The following is a 13,536-nucleotide window of genomic DNA, read 5'->3' on the forward strand; positions in this document are numbered from 1 at the left end:
CCGTCACCGCACCACCAAAACCCCTCTCGGACACCATGTCCGGCCTGGAAGGAATGACATGAACCGCAAGACGACGCGAGTGCTCGCCACCTTGGCAGCCCTCCCGCTCCTGACCGTCGCCGCGTGCGGCGGTGGCAGCAACGACGGCGCCGCCTCCGGTGGCACCATCGACTACTGGCTCTGGGACGCGAACCAGCAGCCGGCCTACCAGAAGTGCGCCGACGCCTTCGCCGCCAAGAACCCCGGCCTGAAGGTGAAGATCACCCAGCGCGGCTGGGACGACTACTGGTCGACCCTCACCACCGGCTTCCAGTCGAACACCGCTCCTGACGTGTTCACCGACCACCTGTCGAAGTACCCCGAGTTCGTGAAGAACAAGGTGATCCTCGCCCTCGACGGCGTCGTGCCCAACGTCGACACCGCCCAGTACGCCCCCGGCCTGGCCGACCTCTGGGTCGCCCAGGACGGCAAGCGCTACGGCCTGCCGAAGGACTGGGACACGATCGCGCTCTTCTACAACAAGGAGATGGTCAAGGACGCCGGCATCTCCGAGGACGAGATGAAGAACCTCACCTGGAACCCGTCGGACGGCGGCACCTACGAGAAGGTCATCGCCAAGCTCACCGTCGACAAGAACGGCAAGCACGGCGACGAGGCCGGCTTCGACAAGGGCAACGTGGCCGTCTACGGCCTCGGCCTGCCCGGCTCCGGCGCCGGCAACGGCCAGACCGAGTGGAGCTACTTCACCGAGACGACCGGCTGGACCCACACCGACAAGAACCCGTGGGGCACGAAGTACAACTACGACGACCCGCGCTTCCAGCAGTCCATCACCTGGTGGAAGGGCCTGATCGACAAGGGCTACATGCCCACGCTCGAGAGCACGGTCGGCGCGAGCATGAACGACAACTTCGGCGCCGGGAAGTCAGCGATCAACGCCAACGGCTCGTGGATGATCGGCTCCTACTCCGGCTACAAGGACGTCGAGCTCGGCATCGCCCCGACCCCTGTGGGACCGGAGGGCAAGCGGGCCAGCATGTTCAACGGCCTCGCCGACTCCATCTTCGCCGGGACCGACAACAAGGAGGGCGCCGGCAAGTGGGTCGCCTTCCTCGGGTCGAAGGACTGCCAGGACCTCGTCGGCCAGGCCGGGGTCGTCTTCCCCGCCATCGGGACCGGCGTCGACGCGGCCAAGTCGGCCTTCGAGACCAAGGGCGTGGACGTCACGGCCTTCACCCAGCAGGTCGACGAGAAGACGACGTTCCTGTTCCCCATCACCGACAACGCCGCCGACATCAACGCCATCATGGCGCCCGCCATGGACGCGGTCCTCTCGGGCAAGGCCGGCGCCGACTCCCTCAAGGCCGCCAACGACCAGGTCAACGCTCTCTTCAAGTGAGCGCAGTCGTCCGGGCCCGATGAGGGGGGCCCGGCGCACCGCCGGCCGGTGCGGCGCCCCGAGGCGCCGTACCGGTCGGTCCGTTCCCACTCTCGCCCCCGAAAGGCCTGACCCACTGTGACCGTCGACCTCCCGACGACCCACCTCGTCGACCACGAGCCCGCCACGGGCACCACCTCCTCACCCGTGGGTGCCGCCCACGAGGAGGTGGTCCGCCTCGACCGGAACGGCACGACCGTCCTGGTGCGGGTGGGCCCGGACACCCTGCCCAGCGTCATCCACTGGGGTGCCGCGGTGGGCACCGGCGACACGGAGGGCCTGCTCGCCGCCCTCGCCGTCCCGCCCAGCGACAGCGTCACGACCACGCAGGAGCGCGTGCCGCTCCTTCCCCTGCACAGCGCGGGATGGCTGGGGCGCCCCGGCCTGCTCGGACACCGCGCCGGACGCGACTGGAGCCCGGCGTTCGACGCCGTGCAGCACCGGGTGGTGACCCACGGGGCCGGAGCCGACGGCGGCCCCGGCACCATCGCCCTGGAGTCGGAGGCCATCGACTCGGCGGGGCACCTCGCCGTGCACACGCACCTCGAGCTGCTGCCCTCCGGGGTGCTGCGGGTACGTGCCGGGGTGCGCAACACCGGTACCGAGCCGTTCGAGGTGACCCACCTCGAGCCGGCGGTCCCCGTACCCCCGCAGGCCACCGAGCTGCTCGACTTCACCGGCCGCCACGCCAACGAGCGACACGCGCAGCGGCGACCCTTCGACATCGGGTCGTGGGTCCGCGAGTCGTGGGGAGGGCGCGCCGGTCACGACGCCGCCACGCTGCTGTGCGCGGGCACCCCGGGGTTCGGGTACCGCCACGGCCAGGTGTGGGCCGTGCACCTCGCGGCGAGCGGCAACCAGGTCGTCTACTCCGAGCGCACCGTCACCGACTGGCGGCTGCTGCGCGGCGGGGAGCGGCTGCTCCCCGGTGAGCTGAGCCTCGCGCCCGGCGAGACCTACACCTCCCCGTGGCTGGTGGCCTCATGGGGCGAGGGGCTCGACGCCGTGTCGACCCGGCTGCACGCCATGCTGCGGGAGCGTCCGCACCACCCGCGCCGACCGCGCCCCGTGCTGCTCAACACGTGGGAGGCGGCGTACTTCCAGCACGACGTCGAGCACCTCCTCGAGCTCGCCGAGCGGGCGGCGGCGCTGGGGGTGGAGCGCTACGTCCTCGATGACGGGTGGTTCGGGCGGCGCCGGGACGACACGCGCGGCCTCGGCGACTGGGTCGTGTCCGAGGACGTGTGGCCCGACGGGCTGCACCCCCTGGTCGACCGGGTCCGCGAGCTCGGGATGGAGTTCGGCCTCTGGTTCGAGCCGGAGATGGTCAACCTCGACTCGGCACTCGCCGAGGCGAACCCGGAGTGGCTCTTCCAGACCTCGCACGGCCCGGGGGTCGCGTCGCGCCACCAGCACGTCCTCGACCTCGGCCACCCCGAGGCGTTCGCCCACGTGCTGGGGCAGATCAGCGCGCTCGTCGAGGAGTACGACATCGCGTTCCTCAAGTGGGACCACAACCGGCCGGTCATCGATGGCGGCCACTGGCCGACCGGGCATCCCGGGGTGCGCGAGCACGCCAACGCCGTCCTGCGCCTCATGGCCGAGCTCAAGGCCCGCCACCCCGGACTGGAGATCGAGTCGTGCGCCGGAGGAGGCGGGCGCATCGACCTCGCCACCGCGGAGGTCACCGACCGCGTCTGGGTCTCGGACTGCATCGACGCCCACGAGCGGCACCGCCTCAACGTCGCGACGGGGCTGCTCCTCCCCCCGGAGCTGCTCGGCACGCACATCGGCGCGGGCGCCGACCACAGCACCGGCCGCCGCCTCGGGCTCGACTTCCGGGCCGGCACCGCGATGTGGGGCCACATGGGCATCGAGTGGGACCTCACCACCGCCTCGGAGGACGACCTCGCGCGCCTGGGGGAGTGGGTCGCCCTCCACCGGCGCTTCCGCGGGCTCCTCCACGGCGGGGTCGTGGTGCACGCGGACGTCACCAACCGCGCGCTGCAGCTCGACGGGGTCGTCGCGCCCGACGGGACGGAGGCGCTGTTCAAGCTGTCGATGCTCGAGCACAGCCTGGTCTGGCCACCCGGCCGGGTCACGCTCCCCGGGCTGGACCCCGACGTCGTGTACGACGTCGCCGTCGTCGGCCCGGTCGGGCTGGCGTCCCCGGCGCCCCTGCCGCGGTGGGCGACCGAGCCGACCCGGCTGTCCGGTGGGCTGCTCGGCACGGTGGGGCTGCAGAGCCCGTACCTCTCGGTCGACGAGCTCGTCGTCATCCACGCGGTCGCCTCCTCGACGGAGGAGCGATGACGGCCGTGGCCGCCGGGGCGGGCCCGCTCGTCGTGGCCCTGTCGACCGAGGACGTGACCCTCGTCGTCGACCTCGGCGGCCGCGCGCTGCCCTCCGTGCTGCACTGGGGCGAGCGGCTCGAGGGCCTGGACGCCGACGTCCTCGTCGCGATGGCGGGGACGGGCGAGTGGATGAACGGACCCAACGACATCGACGTGCCGCGGCGCGTGGCGGTGCTCCCCGAGCACTCCCGGGCCTGGGTCGGGCGACCCGGGCTCTCGGGGTCGCGCGACGGACGCGCGTGGTCGACCCGGTTCGTCGTCAGCGCGGTCCGGCTCGACGGTGTGCCGGTCGGCGGGTCCCTGGCAGCCGGGCCCGGGCGCCTCGAGGTCGAGGCCCACGACACCGGCGCCGGGTTGCGGCTCGACCTCGAGCTCGCCCTTGACCGGACCGGACTCGTGCGAGCCCGGGCCACGGTCACGAACCTCGAGGACGCGGCCTACACGGTGGACGGGGTGGTCCTCGCGCTGCCGGTCCCGGCGGGCCTCGACGAGGTGCTCGACTTCGGCGGCCGATGGGGTCGCGAGCGCACCCCCCAGCGGTCGGCCCTGCGCACCGGCAGCCACACCCGGGAGAACCGCAAGGGCCGCACCGGGGCGGACAGCGCGTTCGTCCTGCACGTCGGCACCCCCGGGTTCGGCTTCGACCGGGGTCGGGTGCGCGCGGTCCACACCGCCTGGAGCGGCAACCACGTGCACTACGCCGAGCGGGTCTTCACCGGCGAGCGCGTCATCGGTGGGGGCGAGCTGCTCCAGTCTGCTGAGGTCCGGCTGGGCCGCGGTGAGTCGTACGCGAGCCCGTGGGTCTTCTTCTCCACCGGGTCCGGCCTCGACGAGGTCGCGCGCCAGTTCCACCGCCACCTCAGGGCGCGGCCGCGCCCCGTGTCGTCGGACCGGCCGGTCACCCTCAACGTGTGGGAGGCCGTGTACTTCGACCACCGGCTCGATCGCCTGCTGGCGCTCGCCGAGCGCGCGGCGCGCGTGGGGGTGGAGCGCTACGTCCTCGACGACGGGTGGTTCGGCAGCCGGCGCGACGACAGCTCGGGCCTGGGGGACTGGGTCGTCTCACCCGATGTCTGGCCCGAGGGGCTCCACCCGCTCGTCGACGCCGTGCACGGGCTCGGCATGCAGTTCGGGCTGTGGTTCGAGCCGGAGATGGTGAACCCGGACTCCGACGTGGCCCGCGCCCATCCGGACTGGATGATGGCGGCGCGCGACGACCTCCCCGTGTCGTCGCGCCACCAGCAGGTGATGGACCTGGGCAACCCGGAGGCGTACGCCCACGTCCGCGACCAGATCCTGGCCGTCCTCGACGAGTACGACATCGACTACCTCAAGTGGGACCACAACCGCGACCTCATCGAGGCGGGGAGCCCGGCCGACGGCGGCCGCGCCGGCGTCCACGCCCAGACCCTCGCCGTCTACCGGATGCTCGACGAGCTGCGCCGCGCCCATCCTGCGCTGGAGATCGAGTCGTGCTCCTCCGGTGGTGCGCGGGTCGACCTCGGCGTGCTCGAGCGCACCGACCGGGTCTGGGTCTCCGACGTCATCGACCCGCTGGAGCGCCAGCAGATGATGCGCTGGACGACGCAGCTGGTGCCGCCGGAGTACCTCGGCTCGCACATCGCCTCGGAGGTGTCGCACTCCACCGGGCGCCAGCACCGGCTCTCGTTCCGCGCCGGCACGGCCGTCTTCGGCCACCTCGGGCTCGAGTGGGACCTCACCGCGGTCGACGAGGACACCCTCGACGAGATTGCCGAGTGGATCGCGTTCCACCGCAGGCATCGGGGGCTGCTGCTCGGTGGCGACCTCGTGCGGGTCGAGACCGGGGACGACCACGTCCTCGTCCACGGCGTGGTCGCGGCGGACCGGTCCGAGGCGGTCTTCGCCGTCGCTGTCGTCGGCAACCCGGTGCACAGCCCGGGGCCGCTGCTGCGCTTCCGCGGCCTCGACCCCGCGACGCCGTACCGGGTGAGGCCGGTCGTCGTGGGGACGCCACCGGCCGGGCTCGTGGCGCCCCCCTGGTGGGGTGAGGACTCCACTGTCTACTCCGCTCCGGGTCCGCGCGACACGCAGCGCGACCCGCACCGGACCGTGCGTCGCGGGGCGAGCTACCCCGGGGCGGTCCTCACCGGATCGGTTCTCGCGCGGGTGGGGACGGCACCGCCGGTCGTGGACCCCGACTCGGTCGTCCTGTTCCACGTCGAGGCGCTCCTGGGCTGACGGCGGAGGTCAGGGCCGCCCGTCGAGGGCCCGCGCCATCGTGAGCAGGACCGGGTGCGGCGCGAAGGTGCTCGTCGTGCGCTCGCCCGTCTCGGCCCAGCCCCGTCGCAGGTAGAACCGCCGGCCGCGGGTGTTCCGTTCGAAGACGGTGAGCCGGGCGTGCCCGTGGCCGCCGTCGCGGAGGTGGTCGAGGAGATCGTCGTGCACGCGGCCCGCGAGGCCGGTTCCCCAGGTCTCCACGGCGGTGCCGAGGTGGAGGAGCTCGTCGGCGCGCGTGGCGGCGAACCCGACGACCTGGCCCGTCGACCCCAGGACCACGAAGCAGTCGGTGGCGTCGTCGGCCAGCTCGGTCTCCCAGCGGCGGCGGACCGCGTCGGAGGGGAACGGGTGGAGGTCCTGCGGGAACACGGCCGCCAGCCCGACGACGGCACCCGCACGCTGCACGGCGACGACCTCGGCCAGGTCGGCGGGGGTCATGGGGCGCAGGACGGGCGCCTCGTGGTGCAGGCTCATGCCACAGGTTGCCACGCGGGTGCGGTGCCGCAGCGACCTCCGAGCGACCCAGACCTGCGAGGTGACCCGATGACCCGACGCCAGCTCCCCAGTCCTCGCGACCTGCGTCCGCTGCTGCAGTTCCGCAGGCCCACCCTCGACGCCACCGGTCGCCGGCTCGACGCCGCCCTCACCATCGAGGACCTGCGCGACATCGCCAAGCGCCGGACGCCCAAGGCCGCGTTCGACTACACCGACGGCGCCGCCGAGGGCGAGCTGTCGCTGGCCCGCGCGCGAGAAGCGTTCCGCGACATCGAGTTCCACCCCAACATCCTGCGCGACGTCACCGACGTCGACCCGGGGTGGGACGTCCTCGGCAAGCGCGTCGAGCTGCCCTTCGGCATCGCGCCCACCGGCTTCACCCGGATGATGCAGACCGAGGGGGAGCGTGCCGGGGCGGCCGCCGCCGCGGCGGCCGGCATCCCGTTCACCCTCTCGACCATGGGCACGACCTCCATCGAGGAGGTGGCCGCGGCCGCTCCCGGAGGTCGCCACTGGTTCCAGCTGTACATGTGGAAGGACCGCGAGCGCTCGATGGCGCTCGTCGACCGGGCGGCCGCCGCGGGGTACGACACGCTGCTCGTCACGGTGGACGCGCCGGTGGCCGGCGCGCGGCTGCGCGACAAGCGCAACGGCTTCACCATCCCGCCGCAGCTGACGCTCTCCACCGTGGTCGACGCGGTGCCCCGACCCGCGTGGTGGGTCAACTTCCTCACGACCGAGCCGCTGACCTTCGCCTCGCTGTCGTCGTGGTCCGGGACCATCGCCGAGCTCATCGACACGATGTTCGACCCGAGCGTCACCTATGCCGACCTGGCGTGGATCCGCGAGCAGTGGCCGGGGCGCGTCGTCGTCAAGGGCGTGCAGTCTCTCGACGACGCCCGGGCTCTCGCGGAGGCCGGGGTCGACGGCATCGTCCTCTCGAACCACGGTGGGAGGCAGCTCGACCGGGCGCCGGTGCCGTTCCACCTCCTACCCTCGGTCGTCCGCGAGGTCGGCGGCGACCTCGAGGTGCACCTCGACACGGGCATCATGGCGGGCGCCGACGTCGTGGCCGCGGTCGCGCTGGGTGCCCGCTTCACGCTCGTCGGCCGCGCCTACCTCTACGGGCTGATGGCGGGCGGTCGCCGGGGCGTGGACCGCGCCATCGACATCCTCCGGGCCGACGTGGTGCGCACGATGCGCCTGCTGGGGGTCACGTCGCTGGAGGAGCTCGAGCCGCGGCACGTCACCCAGCTGCGCCGCCTCGGTCCGGTGCCCGTCGAGGAGCCCTGACCGCGGGAGGTGACGGGCAGCCCGTCGGGGGCCGGCCGGGTCAGGCCGAGACGAGGGGCGCCAGCGCCCGGACGCGCGCGGCGAGGGTCGAGTGCGCCCGGTCGAACGCGGTGCGCGTGGCGGCGGGCACGGGGTCGGCGACCGACCAGTGGGCCCAGGCCGAGCCCCCGACCTCTTCGTGGGCGCGGTCGCACACGGTGATGACGAGGTCGCCGTCGGCGACGGTCTCGGCGAGGAGCCGGGGGGCGACGTCCGGCAGGTCGAGGTGGTGGCGGCGGGCCGCCGACAGGGCTCCGGGGTTGATGCGCTCGCCCGGTTCCGTTCCCGCGGAAGCGACCTCGACGGTGCTGGCCTGTCGCCACAGCGCTGCCGCGAGGTGGGATCGCGCGGTGTTGGCCGTGCAGACGAACAGGACCCGTCGGGCCCGGACGCCCGGGCTGTCCCGGGTCGTCCCGAGGAGCGAGGTCCCGTCGGGGTCGAGCGAGAGGTACGTGCGCCGAGCGTCGCCCTCGGAGCGGTGACGGGTGACGAGCCCCGCGGCCTCGAGGCTCTTGACGTGGTGGGCGAGGAGGTTCGAGGGGATGGCGAGCTCGCCCCCCAGCTCGGAGGCGGACCGGTCGCTGAGGCTGAGCAGGTCGACGATGCGCAGCCGGGTGACGTCGGCCAGCGCGGCGTGGACGGCGGCGCGACGCAGCAGGCTGGCAGTTTGCTCAGTGTTCATTGACTCAAGTTTGACTGAGGGAGATGGCCTGGGTCAACATGTCCGCGTGACCCGTCCCGCCGTCCCACCCCTGCCACGGCGTCTCCTGGCCGAGCTCCTCGGCACGGCCCTGCTCGTCGCGGTGGTCGTCGGGTCGGGCATCGCGGCGCAGCAGCTGTCGCCCGACGACGTGGGCCTGCAGCTCCTCGAGAACAGCACGGCGACCGTGCTGGGACTCACGGTGCTGATCCTGCTGTTCGGCCCGGTGTCCGGGGCGCACCTCAACCCCGTCGTGTCCCTCGCCGACTGGTTCATCGGGCGTCGCGCCGGCACCGGCCTCCCTCTCGCCGAGGTCGGTGCCTACGTCGTGGCCCAGGTCGTGGGCGCCGGCGGCGGTGCCGTGCTGGCGAACGCGATGTTCGGCGTCGCGACGACCCTGTCCGCCAAGGACCGCGCGACCGGGCCGCACCTGCTCGCCGAGGTGGTGGCCACCAGTGTCCTCGTGGCGCTGGTCCTCGCCCTGGTACGCACCGGGCGCGGCGCCGTCGCCGCTCCCGCCGTGGGGGCGTACATCGGTGCCGCGTACTGGTTCACCAGCTCGACCTCGTTCGCCAACCCCGCCGTCACGGTCGGCCGGGTCTTCTCCGACACCTTCGCCGGTATCGCCCCGGCCTCCGCCCCGGCCTTCGTCGGTGCCCAGCTGGCCGGGCTGGTCGTGGGCGTCGCCGTCACCCTGGCGCTCTACCCCGACGCTGCCGACGGCGCCGACGGCGCCGACGACGTCGTCGTCCCCCACGCCACCCACCCCCGTTCGCCCTCGAGCAAGGACCTCCCGTGACCGACGTTGCCCGCCCCTCCGTCCTCTACGTCTGCGTCCACAACGCGGGCCGCTCCCAGATGGCCGCAGCCTGGACCCACCACCTGTCCGGCGGGGCGGTCGAGGTCCGCTCGGCCGGGTCGGCGCCGGCCGACCAGGTGAACCCCGCCGCCGTCGCGGCGATGGCCGAGGAGGGCATCGACATCACCGCCGAGACGCCGAAGGTCCTCACCACCGACGCCGTGCAGGCGAGCGACGTCGTCATCACCATGGGGTGCGGCGACACCTGCCCGATCTTCCCGGGCAAGCGCTACGAGGACTGGGAGCTCGAGGACCCCGCGGGCCAGGGCGTGGAGGCCGTGCGGCCGATCCGCGACGAGATCAGGCGGCGCGTCCTCACGCTGCTCGACAGCCTCGGCGTCGAGCCGGTCTCGGGCTGACGTCCGGGTGGCCGGGCTTTGGCTCCGCTGAGGCGCGGGTTGCCGGGCCCTCTGGTCACGGGCGGCACGGAGGGCGACGATGGGCCCATGGCCGAGGTCGTGGGTGAGCTGCCGCGGGAGACGTCGTCGCGGCCGGAGTGCTGGTGCTGCGGGTCGACGGTCGAGGAGTCGGCGCTGACCCGCCTGGGGAACCACCCGGAGGTCGGGCTGTGCGCGGGGTGCGCCCAGTGGGTGCACCGGCGCTCCCGGGCCCGGGCGGAGAGCGGGCTGCGGACCCCGGCGGTGACCGCCCGGCGGTCGGTGGCCGGGGTGCGCGACTGGGTCATCGCCAACGGCGCCCACGGGTGGCCCGTGCTCGGGCCGGTCCTGCGGCGCCTCGACCGCCTCCTCCCCTGACCCGGTCTCAGTCGGCGGGCTGGAGGAGGGCGGCCATCGCGGCCAGGGCCTCGGGGGCGACGCGGTAGTGCACCCACGTGCCGTCCTTGCGGCTGGTCAGCAGGCCGGCCTCACGCAGCTTGCGCAGGTGGTGGCTGACCGTGGGCTGGGAGACGCCGACGTCGAGGACGTCGCACACGCAGAGCTCGCCGTTGGGGGCGGAGGCGATGAGCGAGAAGATCCGCAGCCGCACGGGGTCGCCGAGCGCCTTGAACACCGCAGCGGCCGACTCGGCCTGGCCGGCGTCGAGCGCGTTGCGGGTGAGCGGGGCGCAGCAGGCGACGGCTGACCCGGCGGCCGGTTCCAGCACCAAAGAGTTCGACATGCATCTATCTTGACATCCATCGATGTCCGGGAGCAAGATGCCGCTGTATCGACAAGCATCGAACCAAGGAGCAGGTCATGACCGACGCCACCGCCGGAAGCACCCACCCGGTCGTCGTCATCGGGGCCGGGCCGACCGGCCTCGCCGCCGCCGCCAACCTCGTCGAGCGCGGCCTCGACGTCGTCGTCCTCGAGCAGGGAACCCGTGCCGCCGACGCGGTGCGCCGGTGGGGGCACGTGCGGCTGTTCTCGCCGTGGTCCGAGCTCGTCGACCCCGCGGCGCGCCGCCTCCTCGAGCCGACCGGCTGGACCGCCCCTGACCCCGACGGCTACCCCGCCGGTGCCGACTGGGCGCGGGCCTACCTCCAGCCGCTCGCCGACCTCCTCGGCGAGCGCGTCCGGTACGGGGCGAAAGTGACGGGCGTCGCCCGCCGGGGTCGCGACCGGGTCGTCGACTCGGGGCGTGAGGGTGAGCCGTTCACCGTCCACGTCGACGCGTCCGACGGCGGGCCGTCGCGCGTCACTGCCTCCGCGGTCATCGACGCGAGCGGCACCTTCAGCCACCCCAACCCCATCGGTGGTGACGGGTACCCGGCCGACGGTGAGCCCGCAGCCTCCGACCGGATCGCCTACCGCGTCCCCGACGCGGCCGACCCCGCCGACGTCACCCGCTACGCCGGCCGCACCACCGCGGTCGTGGGGGCGGGTCACTCCGCGCTGACCGCCCTCGTGGCCCTGGCGACCCTCGCCGAGAAGGTGCCCGGCACCGAGGCCGTCTGGGTGCTGCGTCGCGGCGGCGTCGGCGACGCCTTCGGGGGTGGTGATGCCGACGGGCTCCCTGCCCGCGGGGCCCTCGGCCAGCGGGCCAGGCGGGCGGTCGAGGCGGGCCACGTCCGCGTCGTCACCGGGTTCCGGACCGCGGCAGTCGAGCGGGACGGCGCCACGCTCATCCTGCACAGCGAGGCGGGTGACGTCATCGACGGGCTCGACGAGGTCGTCGCGCTCACCGGCTTCCGGCCGGACCACTCGGTCACGGCCGAGCTGCGTCTCGCCCTCGACGAGCGCCTCGAGGCGCCCGTGCGGCTGGCCCTGCTCATCGACCCCAACGTCCACTCGTGCGGCACGGTCTACCCGCACGGCGCGGCCGAGCTGGCCCACGAGGGCGAGCCCGGCGTGTACCTCGTCGGGATGAAGTCCTACGGCCGCGCGCCCACCTTCCTCGCGATGACCGGGTACGAGCAGGTGCGGTCGGTCGTCGCGGCCCTCGCCGGTGACCAGGAGGCCGCGGCGCGGGTCGAGCTGACGTTGCCGGAGACCGGGGTGTGTGGCGGTGCCGGACTCTTCGACGCGGCCGACCCGGATGACGCCGCGGCCGGCTGCTGCTCCCCGACGGGCGGGCCGCAGCTGGTTCAGCTGGGGACCGGTGGCCGCGCGTCCTCCTGCTGAACCGGACGCGAGCGCTGGATGACCATGAGGCGCTCGGGGTCGGGCACGGGGGTGAACCCGACCCGGGCGTAGACCTCGTGCGCGTCGAGCGTGGCGAGCATGACGCGGGTGAGCTCGAGGGGCCGGACCACCGCGACGACGGCCTCGGCCAGCCGCCCGCCGAGGCCGCGGCCACGATGGGCGGCATCGACGTAGACGTCGCACACCCAGGCGAAGGTCGCGTGGTCGGTGACGATCCGGGCGTAGGCGACCTGCTCGCCACTGTCGGTGAACGCCCCGAGGTTGACCGAGTTGCGGGCCGCGAGGGCCACCGTCTCCCGGCTCCGGCCGAGGGCCCAGTACGCGTCGGTGGAGAGCCAGTGGTGGACCCGGTCGAGGTCGAACCGGGTGAGCTCGTCGTGGATCTCGTACGACTGCGCTGGGCTGGTGCTGGTCACCGGACCATCCTGCCAAGGGCTCGGTGGGGACGGCGTCGTGTCGATGGCGACGTCCCAACCCTCGACCGATCGTCACCGCCCGCGCCTGCGACGTGTCCGGGCGCCCGGGCGGGGTAGGACGGGGGTGTCGCATCCCGGCGCTCCAGTGTCGGGTCGACGCAACCGGGGGGACCCCATGACGGCGTACAGCACCACGGTCCGGGCCACGCACCTGCTCACGAACGCGGCGTGGTTCGGCGGCTCGCTCATGGGCGCGGTCGGCCTCAACCCCGCCGCGCGCGAGGGCGACGACGCCCACGAGCGCTCCGAGATCGCCGACACCGGCTGGAACCGCTGGGGCCCGGTCCAGGGCGCCGCGATGGGCCTGCACCTGCTGAGCGGCATCGCGATCGTCGCCGACAACCGGCGCCGGGTGGTGGCCCACCGCCCGACCACGGTGGCGGTCGTCCTCAAGACGGCCCTGACCGCGGCCGCCGTCGCCGCGAGCGCGGCGGCGTACACGAACGGGGCCGACCTGGGCGAGGCCCTGGAGCAGGCCGACCACGACGAGGCCGCTCGGCAGAAGGCCCGGGCCCTCACCTCGCGGCTGCGCTGGCTCCAGTGGGCGACGCCCGTCACCACGGGCGGGCTGCTCGTCCTCGACGCCTACCTCGGGGAGCAGCAGCGCGGTGTCGCCGGCCTGCTCGACCGCGCCACCAGCCTGCTGCACCGCTCGTGAGGCGCGAGTTCGGGTTCGCCTTCGAGGACCGCTACCGCCTGCCGGCCCTGCTGTTCGGCATCACGCCCACCACGGCCCGGGTGGCCGTCACCGACGAGGAGCTGCTCGTGCGGTTCGGCCCCTGGCGGCTGCGGACCGCCCTCGCCAACATCTCCGGCACGCAGGTGAGTGGCGGGTACGCGTGGTACCGCACGGCCGGTCCGGCGCACCTGTCGCTCAAGGACCGCGGCGTCACCTTCGCCACCTCCTCACGGCGCGGGCTGTGCGTCTCGTTCGTGGAGCCCGTCGCCGCCATCGAGCCGACCGGACGGCTCCGCCACCCCGGCCTCACCCTCACCGTCGCCGACCCCGCCGCGCTGGCCGCTGCCCTGGGTCACTGA

At 73.7% G+C, this 13,536-nt stretch carries 14 protein-coding genes; 10 read left to right on the forward strand and 4 right to left on the reverse strand.

Annotated elements, in window-relative coordinates:
* Positions 1–58 precede the first annotated feature (58 nt).
* From ACFLFB_RS01975 to ACFLFB_RS01985, 3 genes are all read left to right on the forward strand, one after another.
* A complete protein-coding gene (locus ACFLFB_RS01975) occupies positions 59–1,399 on the forward strand; it encodes an ABC transporter substrate-binding protein (protein WP_392544030.1) in 1,341 nt (446 codons plus the stop codon).
* A gap of 117 nt (positions 1,400–1,516) precedes the next feature.
* Entirely contained in the window at positions 1,517–3,751 is a 2,235-nt protein-coding gene (locus tag ACFLFB_RS01980) for an alpha-galactosidase (RefSeq protein ID WP_392544031.1), read from the forward strand.
* Positions 3,748–6,012 (forward strand): alpha-galactosidase, encoded by a 2,265-nt coding sequence (locus tag ACFLFB_RS01985; RefSeq protein WP_392544032.1) that lies wholly within the window; start codon positions 3,748–3,750, stop codon positions 6,010–6,012. Before ACFLFB_RS01980 ends, ACFLFB_RS01985 begins: the two co-directional genes overlap by 4 nt.
* A 9-nt stretch (positions 6,013–6,021) precedes the next feature.
* Here the strand turns inward: ACFLFB_RS01985 and ACFLFB_RS01990 are convergent, their stop codons facing one another.
* Positions 6,022–6,525 carry a GNAT family N-acetyltransferase gene (locus tag ACFLFB_RS01990; RefSeq protein WP_392544033.1) on the reverse strand — a complete coding sequence of 168 codons (504 nt, stop codon included), beginning with the start codon at positions 6,523–6,525 and terminating at the stop codon, positions 6,022–6,024.
* Positions 6,526–6,594: 69 nt separating this feature from the next.
* Between ACFLFB_RS01990 and ACFLFB_RS01995 the strand changes: the two genes are divergently transcribed.
* Positions 6,595–7,839, forward strand: coding sequence for an alpha-hydroxy-acid oxidizing protein (locus ACFLFB_RS01995; protein ID WP_392544034.1), 1,245 nt, complete (start codon positions 6,595–6,597; stop codon positions 7,837–7,839).
* 40 nt (positions 7,840–7,879) lie between these two features.
* Here ACFLFB_RS01995 and ACFLFB_RS02000 read toward each other — a convergent pair whose 3' ends face one another.
* Positions 7,880–8,560, reverse strand: coding sequence for a helix-turn-helix domain-containing protein (locus ACFLFB_RS02000; RefSeq protein ID WP_392544035.1), 681 nt, complete (start codon positions 8,558–8,560; stop codon positions 7,880–7,882).
* Positions 8,561–8,606: 46 nt separating this feature from the next.
* On the opposite strand from ACFLFB_RS02000, the gene ACFLFB_RS02005 reads away from it, so the two are divergent.
* The 3 genes from ACFLFB_RS02005 to ACFLFB_RS02015 all read left to right on the forward strand — a co-directional run bounded on the left by ACFLFB_RS02005 (position 8,607) and on the right by ACFLFB_RS02015 (position 10,192).
* The gene (locus ACFLFB_RS02005) at positions 8,607–9,377 is read left to right on the forward strand and encodes an aquaporin (protein WP_392544036.1); all 771 of its coding nucleotides are present in this window, start codon (positions 8,607–8,609) and stop codon (positions 9,375–9,377) included.
* Positions 9,374–9,796 (forward strand): arsenate reductase ArsC, encoded by a 423-nt coding sequence (locus ACFLFB_RS02010; protein WP_392544037.1) that lies wholly within the window; start codon positions 9,374–9,376, stop codon positions 9,794–9,796. Before ACFLFB_RS02005 ends, ACFLFB_RS02010 begins: the two co-directional genes overlap by 4 nt.
* Before the next feature lie 87 nt (positions 9,797–9,883).
* Positions 9,884–10,192 carry a hypothetical protein gene (locus tag ACFLFB_RS02015; protein ID WP_392544038.1) on the forward strand — a complete coding sequence of 103 codons (309 nt, stop codon included), beginning with the start codon at positions 9,884–9,886 and terminating at the stop codon, positions 10,190–10,192.
* A gap of 7 nt (positions 10,193–10,199) precedes the next feature.
* On the opposite strand, the gene ACFLFB_RS02020 is transcribed toward ACFLFB_RS02015, so the two are convergent.
* Positions 10,200–10,556: an ArsR/SmtB family transcription factor gene (locus ACFLFB_RS02020; protein ID WP_392544039.1), complete on the reverse strand. Its 357-nt coding sequence runs from the start codon at positions 10,554–10,556 to the stop codon at positions 10,200–10,202.
* A gap of 77 nt (positions 10,557–10,633) precedes the next feature.
* Between ACFLFB_RS02020 and ACFLFB_RS02025 the strand changes: the two genes are divergently transcribed.
* On the forward strand, positions 10,634–12,001 hold the full coding sequence (locus tag ACFLFB_RS02025; protein ID WP_392544040.1) for an FAD-dependent oxidoreductase: 1,368 nt from the start codon (positions 10,634–10,636) through the stop codon (positions 11,999–12,001).
* Here the strand turns inward: ACFLFB_RS02025 and ACFLFB_RS02030 are convergent.
* On the reverse strand, positions 11,965–12,438 hold the full coding sequence (locus ACFLFB_RS02030) for a GNAT family N-acetyltransferase (RefSeq protein WP_392544041.1): 474 nt from the start codon (positions 12,436–12,438) through the stop codon (positions 11,965–11,967). The two genes, ACFLFB_RS02025 and ACFLFB_RS02030, sit on opposite strands and share 37 nt — an antisense overlap.
* Positions 12,439–12,613: 175 nt before the next feature.
* On the opposite strand from ACFLFB_RS02030, the gene ACFLFB_RS02035 reads away from it, so the two are divergent.
* Positions 12,614–13,156 (forward strand): hypothetical protein, encoded by a 543-nt coding sequence (locus ACFLFB_RS02035; protein ID WP_392544042.1) that lies wholly within the window; start codon positions 12,614–12,616, stop codon positions 13,154–13,156.
* The gene (locus ACFLFB_RS02040) at positions 13,153–13,536 is read left to right on the forward strand and encodes a hypothetical protein (protein ID WP_392544043.1); all 384 of its coding nucleotides are present in this window, start codon (positions 13,153–13,155) and stop codon (positions 13,534–13,536) included. The genes ACFLFB_RS02035 and ACFLFB_RS02040 overlap by 4 nt, the downstream gene beginning before the upstream one ends.

The organism is Oryzobacter telluris (assembly GCF_043099285.1).
GTDB classification, from domain to species: Bacteria; Actinomycetota; Actinomycetes; order Actinomycetales; family Dermatophilaceae; genus Oryzobacter; species Oryzobacter telluris.

What these genes read in the sequence shown, in the direction of transcription:
- ACFLFB_RS01975 (WP_392544030.1), top strand. Translation starts at nt 59, where the DNA reads ATGAACCGCAAGACGACGCGAGTGCTCGCCACCTTGGCAGCCCTCCCG.
- ACFLFB_RS01985 (WP_392544032.1), top strand. Translation starts at nt 3,748, where the DNA reads ATGACGGCCGTGGCCGCCGGGGCGGGCCCGCTCGTCGTGGCCCTGTCG.
- ACFLFB_RS01990 (WP_392544033.1), bottom strand. Translation starts at nt 6,525, where the DNA reads ATGAGCCTGCACCACGAGGCGCCCGTCCTGCGCCCCATGACCCCCGCC.
- ACFLFB_RS01995 (WP_392544034.1), top strand. Translation starts at nt 6,595, where the DNA reads ATGACCCGACGCCAGCTCCCCAGTCCTCGCGACCTGCGTCCGCTGCTG.
- ACFLFB_RS02000 (WP_392544035.1), bottom strand. Translation starts at nt 8,560, where the DNA reads ATGAACACTGAGCAAACTGCCAGCCTGCTGCGTCGCGCCGCCGTCCAC.
- ACFLFB_RS02015 (WP_392544038.1), top strand. Translation starts at nt 9,884, where the DNA reads ATGGCCGAGGTCGTGGGTGAGCTGCCGCGGGAGACGTCGTCGCGGCCG.
- ACFLFB_RS02020 (WP_392544039.1), bottom strand. Translation starts at nt 10,556, where the DNA reads ATGTCGAACTCTTTGGTGCTGGAACCGGCCGCCGGGTCAGCCGTCGCC.
- ACFLFB_RS02025 (WP_392544040.1), top strand. Translation starts at nt 10,634, where the DNA reads ATGACCGACGCCACCGCCGGAAGCACCCACCCGGTCGTCGTCATCGGG.
- ACFLFB_RS02035 (WP_392544042.1), top strand. Translation starts at nt 12,614, where the DNA reads ATGACGGCGTACAGCACCACGGTCCGGGCCACGCACCTGCTCACGAAC.